A 17,300-nucleotide genomic window follows, 5' to 3' on the forward strand; every position below is an offset into this window, starting at 1 on the left:
ACCTTGCTGTTTACAGGGGACGCACAGCGTCTTTTCGCGGGCACACAGTGCCTCTCTCGCCTACGGCTGACCTCCGGTCGGGACGCGGGCACACAGTGCCTTCCGCGCCTACGGCGGGCACACAGTGCCTTCCGCGCCTACGGCGGGCACACAGTGCCTTCCGCGCCTACGGCGTCCCCTACGAAAGCAAACGGAAAAGAGTTTGCTTTCCGCTCCATATTTGGAAGCTCTATGAAAGCAAGCAAAAATCACAATCCCACCACATGCAAAAAATAGACGAATAAAACACAGAAGGACCCAATCCTGAGGATTCTCAGGATTGGGTCCTTGCTGTTTATTAGGGAAAAGCCTTCCCTCTTATCTCGATGTCTCGTCCACGATTACGCAATCGTAACTGTGCAATGCTTGACCGCGTTCTGGCCCGGCAGGGTGGTGTAAACGCCCGTGCTCTGGCCCGGCGTGCCGATGGCATAGACTCTGTAATAGTAGTCGTTGCCGATCTTCGCCACGAACTGCGTCTTCAGCACATCGCCGTTGCCGACCGTGAAGCTCGGCGTCATGGCGTTGCCGTTGACCACCGTCATCTTGAAGCAGTATGCGCTGCCTCTCTTCAGATTGAAGTTGACCGTCGTATCGGAAACCACATACGCCTTCTGGCTGGTCACGCCCTGGGCTGCGGATACAACACCCGCTGCGCCATATGCGTTGCCAACGTTGGCAGACGTGCTGCCTTTGCCGCTGTTTCCGCTGTTACCCGAGCTCGGCTTCTCCGCCTTGACCAGGTTATTCGCGGCAGCTTCCAGGTTGGTATATGCCTTTGCGACCGCCTGCTCGTCTGCATTCGCATCCGCGGCAACCGTCTTCGCAACGCTCAATGCCGCCTTAAAGGCTGCCACGCTGCGGTCGGTGTAGCCGTCCAGATCCTTCTGCTCCATCTCCGCGATCAGCTTGTTCAGCTCATCCTTGTTCGGGATCTTCCGCAGGGCTGCCATTGCTCTCGTCAGGGCCTCGGCCTTTGCATCCACGTCGGCCTGGCCGGCATTCGCATTCGCGAGCAGTTCTTCCGCCTCTGCCAGCACCGTCTTGAAGGCCGCCATGGCTTCGTCGTCGATGTAGAGGTTCAGGTCAAGGCCGTTCGCCTTGTTCACCGTGTTCTGGAGGATGGACATATCCGCACGCATTTCCAACTTTTCAATCGCTGCTTGCAAGTTGTCATATGCCTCGTCCACGTCCGCCTTCAGCGGGTTCTTCTCCGCATAGACGTCCTTCGCCGCGTTGAGCGCTTCCTCGAAGCCCCCGGTCGTGCCCGGTTTGAACTCGTCCAGGCGCTCCGCCAGCTGCTCTGCGATGTTGATCAGCGGCAGCAGGACTTCCTTATCGCCCGCTTCGAATTCCAAGAGGTACATCGCATCCAGAAGGTCGCTCCACGCCTCGTTGACCTCTTCCTGGGTGGCATTCACGTTGCCATAAACGGTCTGTGCGTTCTCCAGGGCGTTTTCGAAGAACTCCTTCGCCTGCGGCACCAGGCCGTCGATGACCTCCTGCGGCACAGCTTTGGCCTCTTTCAATACGATGCCCAGGATGCTCTTATCCACGCTTGTGAACGTGAAGTGCAGGGTCGTGCTCTCGCCCGGCATCGTGAAGGTGTACGTGCAGCCGTCCGCTGCAAACTCGATGTCCTTGCCGTTGAGCTGCGCTCCGGAGAACGCGCCGTCCGTCGGGGTGAAGGTGAAGGTCAGCTCTTCGCCCGGCTGTACCCTTGCGCCGTAGATTACATTGGAGGAGATGATTTCGTCCGCATCGCCCTCGACGTTCATGGATGCGTTGCCGCTCCACAGTACCGTCAGCGGCTGCGGTTCCTTCGGCAGTTCCGTCACATGTACGGATGCGCCTTCTGCGGTATACGGGACCTCTGCGCTGTTCCAATCTCTCAGCACGATGTTTTTCAAGCCAAACGTGTAATCGCCTTCCGCCATATCTGCGGATGTGGTAAACTTCGCCGTGAACAGGCTGTCCAGGTCCGCCGGCAGGCCCGCGTCGATCTCATCCGACATGTACAGGAAATTCACCTGAAGTTCGCCGTCATGGATGCTGTATTTAAACGTATCTCCCAGCACTTCGTTCGGGACAACCTCTGTGCAGGTCATGCCTTCCGGATACGTCATGATCATCTGCAAGCCTGCCACCGGGCCTTCCAGCGTATCCAGGCCGCCGATCGTGCCCTTCACTTCAAACTCGCTGCCCGCTGCAACCGTCTCCGGTGCTTCCAGGCCAAGATCCACGTTTGCCTCCTGCTCAGGCCCATTCAAGGTTGCGGCCACAAAGGAGACGTTGCCGCCGTTCTGTGCAACGAGTTCATAGCGCACATACAGCGTACATTCAGTTTCTGCTTTCAGGTTAATGGTAACCGTGCGGTAGAAGTTGGTGTCCATGTTTTCAAAGTCATAGACCTGGTTCTCCGTCACGCCGGAAGCATCGTAAACCGTCAACCGGCCTGCGCCCTTCCATCCACCGATATAGAGCTTCAAGGTCTTTTCCTGCGGGCCTGCCTTCACCTGCAAGGTAAAGTCGCTGCCCAGCTGGCTCTGCTGCAAACCGGTGATCAGATCGGTTGCTTCCTTATCCGGGGAGCCGTCCGTCCAGCTGAATGCTGTCGGATGATCGTCAAAGTCGACGAGGTCAGCAGAATTTGTCAGAACCAGCTGCTTTTCCTCGACTGCTTTGCGGTTGATGTTAGAGGTCGATGCCTGGCCAAGGTGGATCCAGTCGAGGTTGCCCTCTTCGGTCAAGTTGACTTTCGCCGGATACTCAGGCGTCACTTCAACCGTGCGTTCCACAATCTTGTTGACTTCTTCACCGGGTTCTGCGTTCGGGTCGCGGAGCGCTGCCGCTGCGAAGGTGATATTTCCGTCCTGGGTTCCATCAGCCGTCTTTGTGTAACGAACCACCAGATCCGTGCCGGTATACGAGGTCATGTCGATGGTGACCATACGGTAATAGGATTTCTCTTCATCGCCAAAGGTATAGGTGTCGATCTTCGTGTCCGCGGATTTATCGAAGACTTCCAGTTTCGCCTGGCTCTTCCATCCGCCGATGAATAGGATCAACTGTTTCGGCTGCTCGGTCGCCTGCACGGTAAATTGGAAGCTGGCGCCGGTATCAAAGATAACCGAACCATTGCGGGTTGCTTCTACATTCTGGATCGGCAGGCCGTCCGAATAGCTGAAGGTTGTGCAATAGTCGGTAAAGCCGGCTAAACTGCGGGCATACTGCTTGAGGAAGGTGATCTGCGGGGTGGTGGTATCCTTCCGCACGGTCTCTCTGTAATCGTTGACGTTCGGCTGTACCCAATCCAGGTTGCCCAGGGAAGTCAGATCCACAACATACGGCATTTCGTCGCTGACGTCGATGGTGCGCTTCACGGGCTGCTTATAGCCTTCGTAAGTCTGCGGCTCGTCGTAGTCGAGGTCCGGGCTTTCCGGGTCAACCGGGTTTCCGAAGGTAGCAACCAGCTGCATCGCCTCATAGACGTTGCCGGAGACTTTCACTTCGTAAACCACGCCGTCCGCTGCGCCGCCTTCTACTTCAAGAGGCATGGCATTGGTATCCTGCTCAACCTTCGTGAAGGAGAGCTCTGTAGTGCCGTTGCTCACGCTCTGCAGCTCGCCCCAGCCCTCCGGCTGATGGATGCGCACGGTCCAGCTGCGGTCGTCGAAGCACAGGGCGCCGTCAAAGGTTCCTTTTGCCGCATCGATGACGATGAAAACCTTGCCGTCCGCAAACTTCGTGGAGAGCTCGGTGGTGCGGAACTTGCCTTCCTGATAATCGTTGGAAATGGTGTCGTCCTCATAGAGGGTCGTGGTATCGTTCTGACTGGTGGACGGATAAACGTCCAGCGTCATATGGCTCCAATCCTTCTCCTTCGTGGTCATCATCTCGTCGGCCAGCGGGATAACGGAGCCCTTGCGGATGTACATCGGGGTCTCGCTGATGGGCGCTTCCACTTCGATGCTGCGCGGGCCATAGATGGTCTCGCCGGAGAATGCGTCAATCCATTCGCCTTCCGGGATCCACACGGTGCGCGTGCAAATGGCCTCGCCCTGCGGGATGTACTGCATCTTGCAGACAGCCTCGTACTCTCCGTCATAGTACTCGAAGCGCAGGTCATACGTTTCGCCGGCCTTCAAGATGCGCTCGGACGCCAGCGCAGTGGGCCCCTGATCTTTCCAGGAATCGACAAACATCTCGTCGTTGATAAAGATACGGGCGCCGTCGTCACTGTAGGTCTGGAGCTGGACATTCTGATCGCCGATTGTGATCTTGCCGGTGAAGCGGATGCTGAAATCGTCGTCGTTCACGCCGAACGCCGGGGAATCCTCGCCCCAGTCGAAGTTGATGTTGTCAACCGTCTTGACTGCAACCGGCTCGCCTTCCAGATTTTTGTTGTTGAAGAACTCCGCCTTCAGGCCCGGCTCTCCGTCCGGGGTAGTCAGCCACTCCGCGGGAACCGCTGGATCGCCGCCCTCGGTATCGGTGATGGTGGGCGCAATCAGGATATCCTCGCCGAGCAGGTACTGGTCGTTTCTGGCAGCGCTCTCATACTTGGGATATTCGAAGTCCAGTCTTCTGACCAACGGCATACCGGTCTCATAGTTCTCATGGGACAGGTTGTAGTAGGTCGGAAGCAGGCGATAACGCAGGTTGACATAATCGCGGATAATGTTCAACGCATCCTCGCCCTTCAGCCAAGGCATACGGCCCTCGTCCGCGGAACCAACCCAAGTGCAGTGCGGGCGGTAGATCGGGGACAGCGTGCCATACTGCATCCATTTGACGTACTCATCCGCCGTCATGTTGTTGGTATTGGTCATATGGCTACCGATATCGGAGGAAATGTACGGCAGGCCGGCGATTGCACCGTACTGTACGGTGAATTCCAGCTCATCCTGCAATGTCTCCTGGTGGCCGACGGTGTCGCCGGTCCAGGTGATGCCGTAGCGGTGCTGCGCAACATCCGGCGCGCCGATGTCGGCGCCGTTGGAGCTGCCGTCGACGTTGCTCATCATGAACAAACGCTCGTCCGGATACACAGCCTTCTGTGCATACGAATAGAGGGAAGCACCGATCGCTTCATGGGTGAAGCCCTCCGGTGCGACAATCGTCGTGTGCCAGTTGCGGTCGTACCACCAACCGTCAAGGCCCATCTTCAACAGGTTCGTCAGGTTTCCAAAGCGGAACTGTATCTCCTGCGGGATGATGGCGCTGTTCTGCTGCCCCTGGTCATTTTTGGTCGGTTCCGGGTGGTCGTTGAACATGACGTTGACGCCCATGTCGTTTGCAGCCTGGAGGAAGCCTTTCATATCCGGGAACAACGTGGTGTTGATCTCATAGCCCGTACCGCTGGAAGCGTTTCTCCAGTCGGTATCGATAACGAGGTTATCCAGCGGGACCTGATAGGTCACGTGATAATCCTTGATCTGCTTCAACGCCTGTTCCTGGGTGTTTGCATAATAGCGGCTGTCCCATGCGCCAAGGGCCGAAAGCGGAAGCATCTCGGTCTGGCCGGTCAGCTTGTTAAAGTCCTTGCGGAGCTGTACGCCGTCGCCCTGCGGCAGGAAGACGTACATATCCGGGGCGTCGTTGTTTGTATCAAAGCCGTTGGTGTCCACATTCTCCGTGTTTCCCGCCGGCTGCGGTGTAAAGCCCCACTCCGGCATGGTCATACGCGGGGTATCGCTCATCTCCCAGGCATACACTTCCTCGCCTGGATCGGGCAAATAGACCTTGCTGCCCGGCATGCCCTTATATTTCCACAGGAGGTTGCCCTCTTTGCCGGAAATGGTGATGCCGGTGATGTCCTGCGCATCCGCGGGAACAGTGATGTCAAACTCGCTGGTGCGCAGGATGACGCTGCCGCCCACATCTTCGCGGGTAACTTCCGTCCCTCCCCAATTGTCACGGTTGGCAATATGGAAGGTTTCGCGGTCCTCAAACCCTTTCGGCCCCTTTTCTTCCAGACGCACAACCGTCGGGGACAGGACCTGGACGCGCACGTTGCTGATGGTTTCTGATGCATACCCATTCACGTTCACCTGAGCAGCAACCGCGACATTCTCATCCGCTGCGGATGCAAACGTCATCGGTGCGCCGCCGGACAAAACGATGGATGCGCACAGCACCAGGCTTAAGATCCGGTTCTTTTTCCTTTTCATACCTTGTTTCTCTCCCTTTTGGACAATCTTTGGATGGTCGTTAAAACATCCAAACGGTTCATCCGGTGAAACAGGAGTCCCATTTCACCGTTTTTTGTGGGCGGCAACCGCCGCCCTGCCCCAAATGAGTGGGACAAAGCTCTCTTTCATGGCGGCAGCGTAACCTGTGCGCTTCAGCCGTTATCCCCTCCTTTCCGGAATCAGAAGGAGCACTATTGTGAATCCACTTTGCTACAGTCGAAAAAGTCTGCACATCCAGCTGATCCGCAATAGAATATCCACAATATTTCCCTCAAATTATGCGTAATTTTAGATACATGTCTATGATATCTTAAATGGAAATCCTTGTCAATGGAATAAATTGTGGTGTCCTAAACTATATTGCGATTTTATTTTAAACGAGCAAAATTTGACCACACAGTTACAGTAGAAGGATTTCTTGCTCTGGCCTTTCTGGGCCGCCATTGCGCCACAAAAAGCCGCCCGGCAGTTTTGCCGGGCGGCTTTTTGATCTATTTTATTTAGATCAGGAAATCCACACATCCATTTGCTCTGCGTCAATTGTCCATGTGTCCCCATCCCGCTTTAGGGTTCCATTGTTCGTCCCAACAGCGCCCAAAGAGCTGCGGTACTTGCTGGCAGAAAAGGCGGCACGGTCTTCCCCTTCCATTGATAAGGACATCGTGAGAAGGATTCCATTCTGGAAACCGTCTTCATCCAGGAGTCCCTCGTCCTCCAATTGCTCCGCTGTGGCTTCCCGGGCAGGATAACCGCTTTGCTCTTCTATATACTGGAGCAAATCTTCTTTTCCATCCTCTGAGAGATCGAACGCCGTCATATCCACCGCGATCAAAGCAATATCGCTGTTCAAGGCGCTGTCCAGCGGGTAGATCCAGTCAAAGACCGCTTTGCCCGCTGCCAAGGCCATTTGGTCTTCCTCGGAACGTTCGGCCTCTTGAGGGGGATTTTCCGCTTCGGATGCATCCCCCTCTAGGATCTCCGATCCGTTGCTGGAAGGGGCCGGCTGCGAGGAAGCGGCAAAGCCCCCTGCCGGCGGTTCCGCACGGCATGCAGCGAGGGCCGCTGCACACAACGCTGCACAAAATAGCGCTGCCGCTTTCTTTGCCATCGCCCGTCCCTCCTTTTGCCTTTCCACCCTTCCGCCTTCTGGCACGCGGATTATTCCGCTGTGGGATTCTGCACCGTGCCGATAAACAGCGGCAGGTTGGTTTCAGTATCCACAATCGCGCAGACAAACGGCTGGTCAAACCAGAGCTCCACCGGCTCGCCGGCCGGCATGGACATGCGTGCAATCATCTCGACCGCCGTTGCGGCGCCGGCTTTTGCGCCCGCTTCGTCGACTTCGATAAACGCCTTATGCAGCACTTCATTGACCGAGATGTTGCGGTTCTGGTACGTGCCGAGTTCGGTAAAGTCCGCCTTCTGCACGTCGAACGCATCGGTCAGGCCCATCTGCTTGAGCGGCTCTGCGAGTTTTTTCTCATATTCAAACTTGAATTTGGGCAGATGGCTGTTCGCCTCTTCCACCCCGGCGGACTGCATCAGGGAGAGCCACTTTTCGCCGGTCAAAGACTTGACATACTGCTCCACATTCTGTCCCGCCGGGGGCAGCACTGCGGCCAACGCCAAGCGGCCGTCTCTGAAATATTTCAGCATGCCCTGTGCGCCGCCGTCCTTCAAATAGGTCTCCTTGGAGGTCATAAAGGTAGCGTTTTGGTCGCCGCCCGCCGCATGGAAGGTCCCCTGCTCCACCTGGCTCTCGTCATAGGGGACCATCCAGTTTGCTTCAAACAGGACGGTATTGATCAAATACATGATGGCGTCCTGGTCCATTTCATCCAGGATCGCGGGGATCTTTCCCTCGGTATTGTCGCTCACCCATCCGTTGATCCGGTCCAATGTCCCCGGCTCCTTGAAATCCTGCTGGAAAATGCCCGCGCCATAGTATTGGGCGTTCGTATTGAGGAAGGATTGGTTCACGGTCAGCTCTTTTGCCGTATCAAACCAGATGGAATCTGCAATGCGCAGCTTGCGGTCCTCATTGGAGCGCAGGCCATAGAGGAGCTTCGCATTGTTGCGGTTGATCTCCTCCAGGCTGACCTTGCCGCCCCCCAGTACGGATTCGAACTGATCGAGCGTGTTTTCCTCCGCGCCGTTGGCAGTCATTCCCAACGCCAGGTAAACCGAGAGCGGGGAAATCACGCTGTTCTTCTGGGAATCCATGCTGTTCTGGAAGAGCTTCATGGAGAAATCTGCGGCGGCAGAAGCGTAGTTTTGCTCCTGCTGCTCCTCGCTGATCAGCGTAGGTTCGTTCACAGACGCAACCGGCTCTGTATCTGCCGACGCGCCCAGCGCCGGCATACTCATCAACAGGGCGCATACCAGCGCCATCGCGGTGATTTTCTTGAATCGTTTCATCGTTGTTTCCTCCGTTTATTCATTTATATTGGGATCTTTGTTCGAGTTTTCTTCTGGATCATCTGGATCATCGGAATGGGTTTCGGGCAGTTGCCCTTTCTTTTTTTTGCGGGAACGCTTCCAAAGCCGCACAATGAGGAGCACGGCCAGGCATACAGCTGCCAGGAGAATCCAGACCGGCAGGCCGCCCACCACAAAAACTAGGACGGCCTCCCCGAATTGGCCCAGGCCCGCCATGGTGGAATGGAACTGCGCGGCGATCCGTTCCCCCAATGTGACAGGCGCCTGGGTGACTTCGGTTTCCCTGGTGACCTCCCGTAGGTCGATGGTGACGGTCATATATTCGATTAAAGAGTCATAATTGCGCAGGGTGCCTGTCAGCTTTTCAATCTCATAGGTCACATCGGAAAGCGCTTGTTCCAACTGCACAATATCCTCCAGGGAACCAGATTGTTCCAACAGCGCCAGGAGCCGTTCTTCCTGGGTGCGCAGGCTTTTGAGGCGGGCTTCAATGTCGTAATACTCGTCGGTGACATTCTGCACGCTGGAATCTGTCCGCAGGACATTCCCGAGCTCCGCGGTGCGCTCCTTGAGCTGGGCCGCCTTTTCCTGGGGAATCCGCAGGATGTAGTGCGCAAAGCGCAGGCTCTGCCCGGAAAGGCCCTCGACGCTGGACTCCTGCACATAGCCTCCTAAGCTCTCATACAAGCTTTGGATTTGTTCAACCGAGTCGTCAAACTGTAAGGTCTCAATCTCATAGTATAAGTTTTCAATCAGTTTTTCGCCGTCCGTGGGCCGCGCCGCCGTATCCAAGCCTCCTGCGCCCGCATCCGTCTCCACGGCGCTTTCCTCATTTGCCGCTTGCGGCATCGCGCCGCCCACCGTATCCATCGCGCCGTATTCCGCAGAGGGGGATTCAGCGGCCGCTGTCGCGTCCGTCCCATTGCTCTGCCCGCTGCACGCGGTCAGCCATCCGCTGCAAAGCATGGCCAACCCGATTGCCAGCGCAATCCCTTTTTGCTTCATCTGTTTCAATCAAATCCCTCCTATCCTTTCTGTATCCGCCCCCTTTGTTCTGTCATACTCAATACACGGCGGCTTCCTGAAATTTTTCAAGAAAATGGTTACAAATGGATGACAAATGGAATCCAAACAAGAGGCGTGCCGTTCTAAAAAATACAGGGCTGGAACAGTCGGATTGCCGTCCCAGCCCCGTATTTCACAAACAGTCCTTGTAAGCGGATTGGTTTGCTCCCCCCCGGCGGACAAGGCAAACATCTTTTTGCCCTCCGGAAGATTTTTGGGGTACTTATAAAGGATAAATCTTTTTCCTCCTTTTGTCTTTTCATTATTTTAACGGAATTTTGGAATGTTTTATCCAAAAACCGGCGTACCCCTGAGGCAAAGCGCCCGCCGGATTGTATCCCGCAGATATTTTTGCCAGCGCCTGCCCCTTTGCTTCCTCACAAAACCCGAGCGGTTTGATTCACAAATTTTATAGGAAAAGCATGCTACCAAAGCCTTTTTCAGTATGTTATACTGGATATAAAGCAAATTGTGCCATTTTTTTGAACCTTTTAGGAAGGGAAACAAGGATATTATTCGAGCAAAGAAAAGGTAGAGGAAGGAGGAACAAGTACAATTTATGTCGGTATTTTCGCAAAAATTACAAGCCTTGATCCAGCCAAGGATCGACAAGGGACAGCTCACCATCTACGGCTTGGCACGGAACAGCAAAATCGACCGGTCCAGCCTCTACAAATTCATCAACGGGGAACGGCTGCCCGCCAGCACCGAGATCCTGAGCCGCCTTGTGGACGCACTCCGGCTAAGCCCCACGCAAGCCTTCGAACTGAGGGCTGCTTACGATATTTCACGCATGGGGGAGGAGCGCTACCGACGCAGGCGCCACACGCTTGAATTTTTAAATTTTTTCAACCAATATGTGGGCACGCAACCTGCTGAAACGCTTCCTCCTCCGGAACCCCCGCCCCTTCCTTCCGGATGCTCAGAAGTCCGCACAGGGGTCCTTCCGGTCAACAATCTTGTCCAAGCGGTGGTGGGGGCGGAAACCGCACGGCCAAACGGGGAAATTTTGGTCATCGCACAGCCGGACTACGATTTCCTGATCCACACCCTCTCCGCATTGACTTTGGGGCGCGAATGCTCTGTGCAGCACATCCTTTGCCTGGAGAGTGAATCGCAAGAGGAGGATAACCACTACAACTTAGGCTGTCTGCGGGCTGTCGTGGAGCTGATGTTCTCCCTCAAATCCTATCAGCCTTACTACTATTATGACAACATCACCTCCCATTTTAAAAACAGCAATTCCCTCCCCTATCTGATTGTCACCAGCGAATGCGCCCTACAGCTTTCCTATAATCAAAAATACGCGGTATGCCTGCGCGGCGCGGAATATGTTGCCTTTTTCCGCAAGCTCTTTAACGACGCCCGGAAAAACGCCAATCTCATGCTCTCCACTCTGGATACGGTCACAGATAATATCCGCTTTTACCAAAACATTTTCCAAAAGTGCGCCGCACCGCACTGGGTCTGCTCCTGTAGCCCGCACATCCTCCAGTCGATGGATCGGGAACTGTTCGAAAAATACATCTATGATATTCCCGGCCGGGAAGAGATCATCCAAGCGTTTCTCGGTTACTGCGATAGGCAGAGGGCTTTTTTACAAGAAAAGCATGCCTATATCGGCTTTTTCACACGGGAAGGCATCGACTATTTCTGCCGTACCGGGCGTTTCCGGCAAACCCCCAGCTCCATCTACGCCCCTCTGGAGCCGCGCGACCGCTGGGAACTTCTCCGGCGCTTTTGCGAAGAACAGCCGCCCGCCTTCAAAAGCATCTTGCTGCGCAATAACCCAACACCCTTCCCGGCACATTTGGAAGTGATCGCATTTTGGGATGGCTCCATCGCTTTTTCCTATGAGCATACCCCCCATCAATTCCGGGTTATGCTTTTGTTTGAAAAATCTTTAACCTCCTGTTTCGAGGATTTCTTTACTTATCTGGAAAACAGCCGCCACGTTTTTAGCGTCTCCGAAACCAAAGCCTTCCTCCGGCAAAAGATGGAGGAGTTGGAGCGCCTGTTTTGACCCATTCCAGCCGGGAAACAGAACCCTATCCGGCGGGCTGCATTATGCCAAAGCAAATTTTATCCCCCTCTCCGGGCCAGCACATCGCCCGGAGAGGGGGATTCTTCTCTTCCATTCGCTTTAATTTCAAAATATTTCTTTTATAATTCAAATTTGTAATAAAATATAAATATATCCTGTGTTTTAATAAATTAACAAAATGCTCTAAATATCAAGATATCTTCTTGAATATATTTAGAGATTTACCCTAAAAAATAGCGGGGGTCACCCGCCGAGAAGGAGAGAGGAGTTATCATGAAAGGAAAAAAGGCAAAAGCGCTTCTAGCCATGCTATTGGCTGTGCAGATGGCCGCTTCCGGCGCAACCGTCGCGTTTGCGCAGGGGGCCACGCTGGATGTTGCTCCGCAGCCCAGCCAAGTGCTGGTGGAAGAGCAGGAGGGCGTCGTCTACCTCAGCGACCTGCAATGGACGGACATGACAACCGCTTGGGGGGAACCCCAAAAGGACCAAGGCCTGGATGAAAACCCCATCCAATTCCGGGATGGCAACGGCGGCCATATCGTCTACGAAAAGGGCATCTGCATCCATGCGCCGTCCAGCTTGACCTATTCGATCGAAAACATGGGCGTCGAAGCGTTTGAAGCGGTCGTCGGCATCCACGACGGCGACAACAACGACAAGAAAGAAAAGAGCTCCTGCGAATTTGTGGTGGAGATCGACGGTGAAGAGGCCTACCGGAGCGACGTCCGCAAGATGGACAGCGGCCCCCTCCCCATCCATGTGGACATCCCTGCGGATGCGAAAACCCTGACCCTCATCACCACGGACGGCGGGGACGGCGACAAGCAGGGCGACCACAGCACTTGGGCGGACGCCAAGCTGCTGCTGGACGAATCCATTTTGCAGAACTTAAAGTCCATCTCGCTCCAGGCGGACAACCAGATGTTGCAGCCCGGCGAGCAGGTGCCGGTCTCTGTCAGCGGCACCCTGGTGAACGGGGACGCCGCCGTCTTTGCCCCCGGCGACCTGGTATTCACCAGCGACCATCCGGAGGTGGCATCTGTTTCAGCGGACGGCATCGTAACGGCCAACGAAAACGGCGTGGCGCAGATCACCTGCGAAGCGACCCTGGATGGGATCACCCGCAGCGCATCGCTGGAATTCATCGTGGGCGACGAAGTGGAAGGCCGCGTCTGGACGCTTCCCTCCCCCAACGGCTCCATTGAGGCCGTCCTGCGGCTGAGCTCTGAGGGCAGCCTGTCCTACATCGCCATGCAGGAGGGCAAAACCGTCCTCGACTGGGCGGCGCTGGGCATGGAAACCAGCGTGGCGGATTTCTCCACGGGGCTGGAATACAGCGGCGTTTCGGAGATCAAGCAGATCGACGAAACCTACACCGTCCCCTCCCGCAAAAAGGCGGAATACGTCAACCGCGCGCAGGAGCGCACCATTTCCTTTACCAAGGACGGCGTCCCGTTTGACGTGACAGTCCGCTCCTATGACGACGGCATCGCCGTCCGTTATGCGATCCATGCGGACGAAGATTTTGAGATTACCGCGGAAAATACCGCGTTCCAGGTCCCGCAGGGTTCCACTCTCTGGCATATGCCCTACGGCAGCGGCGGGTTCTCCTATGAGGGTTCCTTCTCCGAAAACCCGGTAGAGAGCGTCACTGGCAACCAGTCCATTCCCCTGCTCGTCAAGACCCCGGACGACATCTTTGCCCTGATTACCGAGGCGGACCTCAGCGGCGGCTATTCCGGCTCCATGGTGAAGGCGGACGGCACGGGCCTGTTGCAGGTTGTCCCGTCCCTGGAACAGGGGTCGAATCCGATCAACGCGGAGGCTTCGTTTGTCTCCCCGTGGCGCACGGCGATCATCGGCGGGCTGGACGACATTGTAGAGAACACCATGGTCGAAAACCTCAGCCCGGACCCCGACCCGGAGGTGCAGGACGACTATTCCTGGGTGGAGCCCGGCGTTTCCTCCTGGACCTGGTTGGTCGGCGGCTTTAACATGCAGAGCAACACGACGGAAATCAAGCGCTACATCGACTTTGCCGCAGAGATGGGTTGGGACTACTTTATTATGGACCGCGGCTGGCAGCCGGAAGCCCCGAACCCGGATGGCCAGCGCTATGCCTACGAGGGCTATTTTGATTGGTACGACGAGATCCAGGCGTATGCGGATGAAAAGGGCGTCGGCCTGATCGCCTGGGTCATCTGCGATGATTTGAACACGCCGGAGAAGCGCGCGGAGCGCCTGCCGGAGTGGGCGGCAAAGGGCATCAAGGGCATCAAGGTCGACTTCTTCGACAGCGAGGCGCAGGACCGGATGCAGCTCTATGAGGATATCTACAAGGACTGCGCGAAATATGGCCTGATTGTCAACGCCCACGGCGCGAACAAGCCCAGCGGCGAGGTCCGCACCTATCCGAACGTGGTTACACGCGAAGCCATCCGCGGCGAAGAGCACTCCCTCACGCCATTCCAGTATTCGGTGATCCCATTCACCCGCGCAGCCATCGGCCCGGCGGACGTCACCGAGCAGATTTATCCGCGCGGCAGCAACAATACGACGACGGGCTTCCAGCTGGCCTTGTCCGTGCTCGTGCAGAGCGGCATGCACTGCCTAGCCAGCAGCATTGAAGACTACCGCAGCAGCCCGGCGTACTCCTTCTATCAGAATATGCCGGTCGTCTGGGACGACACCAAGCTGATCGACGGCTATCCGGGCGACTTCACCACCATGGTGCGCCGCGACGGGGAAGATTGGTACGGCGCCTGCGTCTCCGTGGACGCGCGCAATGCGGAATTCCCCCTGGATTTCCTGGGCGACGGCACGTATTATGCCCTGATCTATCGCGACGGCACCGGCGATAAAAACAGCATGACCTTTGAGGCGAGGACCGTCACCAAGGAAGATACGCTTTCCATCCCGGTCAAGGCCGGCGGCGGCTGTGCAGTGAAGATTCTGCGCGAAAAGCCCACTTCCCTGGAATCCATTGTGCTGGACCGCACGGAACTCTCCCTGGAAGAGGGACAGTCGGATACGCTGCAAGCCACCCTGCTGCCGGAAGACGCCCTGGTCAAGGATCTGGCCTGGTCCTCCAGCGATGAATCGGTTGCAACGGTCTCCGGCGGAAAGGTAACCGCCGTGAAGCCGGGCACCGCAGTCATCACCGCATCCTCCGCACTGGATCCCGAGGTCAAAGCGGAGTGCACCGTGACGGTCACGGCCAAACCGTTTATCCTCAATGAGGACTTTTGGAGCATCGTGCGCGAAGACCCGGCGAACATCCGGTTGAACGGGGAAAATTCCGTCACCATCACCTCCCAGAGAAGCGATGTTGGTAAACCGGACGGGGACTCCATGGCCATTAAGAACATGGTGGTAAGCGTCCCGCAGGATGAAAACTTTACTGTAACGGTCAAGGTCACTGGAGACCTCTATGCTTCCTTCCAGACCGCTGGGCTCGTGGCCTTCACCGATGAGAAACACCTGATGGGCGCTATGCGCCGCTATCACGAGCGCCTCGGCGGAAACATCTTCGAATGCATGCGCTATGAGGGCAGCTATGATGAATCCACACTCCCCGACGAGCAGAAGGGCGTTCCCGCATGGCTCAAGCTGGAGAAAAACGGTACCACCTTTACCGCCTATTACAGCTATGACAATGCAATCTGGGTAAAAATTGACGAGAAGACCTGCAATTCCGTCGGCAATGCCGCGACAGAGGATATCAAAATCGGCGTGATCGCGCTCAACGGCGGCCAAACGGTCAACACCGACATCACCTTCGAGGACTTCACGTATCAAGCAGAGGGCGCAGAGCAGGCGACCGTCCTGCCGTTTGCGGTTGCAAATCCCGAAGCAGAGCCGCAGGAGCAGAACCTGACAGCAACCTATAACAACAAGGACGTCACCTTGACGGTGGACGGCGAACCGCAAAAGATCGCGGACCTGCTCGGCAAGTTCGAAATGAAGGACGTCGCAGACGGCACGGAAGTCGAATTGACCTTTGTGCCGCGCGTGGCGGGCAAGAACTTCCGCTCCGTGACCATCAACGGCGGCGAACCGCAGCTCATCAGCGGCAATTTCTACACCTACACGGCGACGGTCGAAAACGGCTCCATTGCTCTGGACTTCGTCTTCGAAGTGACGGACAAGCGCATCCTGGAAGAGACCTACAACTATGCAAAGACCTATGTGGACGACGGCACCGTCGATTCGCTGGTCACGGCGGCGAAGGAAGCCTTCATGGAGGCTTACAACACGGCGGCAGCGGTATTGGCCGACGACGCGGCAACCCAGGCGCAGATCGATGCGGCTTGGAGCGGCCTGCTGAACGTCATCCACTATCTGGACTTCCAGGCGGGCGACACGAGCGCACTGGAAGAGCTGTATAACCTGCTGAGCGGCCTGGTGGAGGACGACTTCACGAGCGACAGTTGGGCGGCATTTGCCGGCGCAATGGCGCAGGCAGCGGAAGTTATTGCCGACGGCGAGCCGCTGGAAGCGGACGTCACGAAGGCATACGACGGCCTGCTGAACGCAGCGGAGGGCCTGGTGCGTGCCTCCGATCGGAGCAGCCTGAACGACTTGATCGAGAAGGCGGAAGCAGTTGCGGCGGAGATCGCAGAGGGCAAGTATCTGCCGGACGGCCAGGAAGCTTTCCAGGCGGCGCTCGATGCAGCAAAGGCGCTGACGAAGGACGACGCGCAGGCGACCATCGACGCGGCGGCGCAGACGCTGACCGAGGCCATGGCAGCGCTCCGCAAGAAGGCGGATAAGAGCGAACTGGAAGCTCTGCTGAACGAGCTCGAAGCACTGGATGCTTCCGATTACACAGCAACGAGCTATGCAGCGGTTGCAGCTTCGATTGTGAACCTGAAGACCCTGCTGGCGGATGAGACCCTCGACGCAGAAGAGGGCCAGGCGGTTGTGGATAACGCGGTCGCACAGGCGCGCGCAGCAAAGGCCAACTTGGTCGAAGTGAGCAACGGCGGTTCGAACGCCGGCAGCTCCGGCGGCAGCACGTCCGCGAACATTGGCAATGCATACGGCGCAGCGGGCGTTGTATCTGCAAGCCAGAGCGTGGCAGCGAACGCCTATGTGGTTTCCGATACGACGGTCAACTTCACCTTGAAGAGAGGCAGCGCATACTGCTTCAAGATGACGGTCGTGAACGGCAACGCCATGACGCCGGGCTTTACGGTCGGCAACGGCGATGTGCTCAAGACGCAGTTTGTGGCGAAGATTGGCAACGACTACTACTACAGAGTCTATGCCATCGGCACGCCGGGCCAGAGCACGGGCGTTTACACCACCCTGCCGGGCCAGAACGCTACGAAGCATTGTGCTGTAACCATTGGCTAATCGAAAATAAAAAGGAAGACTTCTTCCCGATAAACTGCAAGGACCCAGCCCCGGGAGATTTCCTAGGGCTGGGTCCTTCTGTGTTTTTCGCTGCTGTTTTCCGGATGTCGTGTGGGAACGTTGGATTTCTTCCTTTCTCGCTTTTGTAAAGCGATTGGCTT

General features: G+C 56.3%; 6 protein-coding genes. 2 read left to right on the forward strand and 4 right to left on the reverse strand.

All coding sequences use genetic code 11. The features are described 5' to 3' along the window. Positions 1-380 precede the first annotated feature (380 nt). The 4 genes from I2E77_RS09765 to I2E77_RS09780 all read right to left on the reverse strand — a co-directional run bounded on the left by I2E77_RS09765 (position 381) and on the right by I2E77_RS09780 (position 9,677). A complete protein-coding gene (locus I2E77_RS09765) occupies positions 381-6,212 on the reverse strand; it encodes a TIM-barrel domain-containing protein (RefSeq protein WP_195451136.1) in 5,832 nt (1,943 codons plus the stop codon). Between the two features lie 526 nt (positions 6,213-6,738). Then, the gene (locus I2E77_RS09770) at positions 6,739-7,341 is read right to left on the reverse strand and encodes a hypothetical protein (protein WP_087235263.1); all 603 of its coding nucleotides are present in this window, start codon (positions 7,339-7,341) and stop codon (positions 6,739-6,741) included. A gap of 50 nt (positions 7,342-7,391) precedes the next feature. Continuing rightward, the gene (locus I2E77_RS09775) at positions 7,392-8,651 is read right to left on the reverse strand and encodes a serpin family protein (protein WP_195451137.1); all 1,260 of its coding nucleotides are present in this window, start codon (positions 8,649-8,651) and stop codon (positions 7,392-7,394) included. 15 nt (positions 8,652-8,666) lie between these two features. After that, positions 8,667-9,677, reverse strand: a complete 1,011-nt coding sequence (locus I2E77_RS09780) for a DUF4349 domain-containing protein (protein ID WP_243252587.1) — start codon at positions 9,675-9,677, stop codon at positions 8,667-8,669. A 619-nt stretch (positions 9,678-10,296) separates the two neighbouring features. Here I2E77_RS09780 and I2E77_RS09785 point away from each other — a divergent pair. Both I2E77_RS09785 and I2E77_RS09790 read left to right on the forward strand, forming a co-directional pair. Then, complete coding sequence (locus I2E77_RS09785; RefSeq protein ID WP_191441788.1) at positions 10,297-11,760, forward strand: helix-turn-helix domain-containing protein; 1,464 nt, start codon at positions 10,297-10,299, stop codon at positions 11,758-11,760. 294 nt (positions 11,761-12,054) lie between these two features. Further along, entirely contained in the window at positions 12,055-17,139 is a 5,085-nt protein-coding gene (locus tag I2E77_RS09790) for a glycoside hydrolase family 97 catalytic domain-containing protein (protein ID WP_195451139.1), read from the forward strand. Positions 17,140-17,300: the final 161 nt, after the last annotated feature.

The organism is Anaeromassilibacillus sp. 1001302B_160321_C8, from assembly GCF_015554745.1.
Taxonomy (GTDB): Bacteria; Bacillota; Clostridia; order Oscillospirales; family Acutalibacteraceae; genus Anaeromassilibacillus; species Anaeromassilibacillus stercoravium.

Excerpts from the sequence above, each read along its gene's own strand:
- I2E77_RS09770 (WP_087235263.1), bottom strand. The coding sequence starts at position 7,341 with ATGGCAAAGAAAGCGGCAGCGCTATTTTGTGCAGCGTTGTGTGCAGCG.
- I2E77_RS09765 (WP_195451136.1), bottom strand. The coding sequence starts at position 6,212 with ATGAAAAGGAAAAAGAACCGGATCTTAAGCCTGGTGCTGTGCGCATCC.
- I2E77_RS09780 (WP_243252587.1), bottom strand. The coding sequence starts at position 9,677 with ATGAAGCAAAAAGGGATTGCGCTGGCAATCGGGTTGGCCATGCTTTGC.
- I2E77_RS09790 (WP_195451139.1), top strand. The coding sequence starts at position 12,055 with ATGAAAGGAAAAAAGGCAAAAGCGCTTCTAGCCATGCTATTGGCTGTG.
- I2E77_RS09775 (WP_195451137.1), bottom strand. The coding sequence starts at position 8,651 with ATGAAACGATTCAAGAAAATCACCGCGATGGCGCTGGTATGCGCCCTG.
- I2E77_RS09785 (WP_191441788.1), top strand. The coding sequence starts at position 10,297 with ATGTCGGTATTTTCGCAAAAATTACAAGCCTTGATCCAGCCAAGGATC.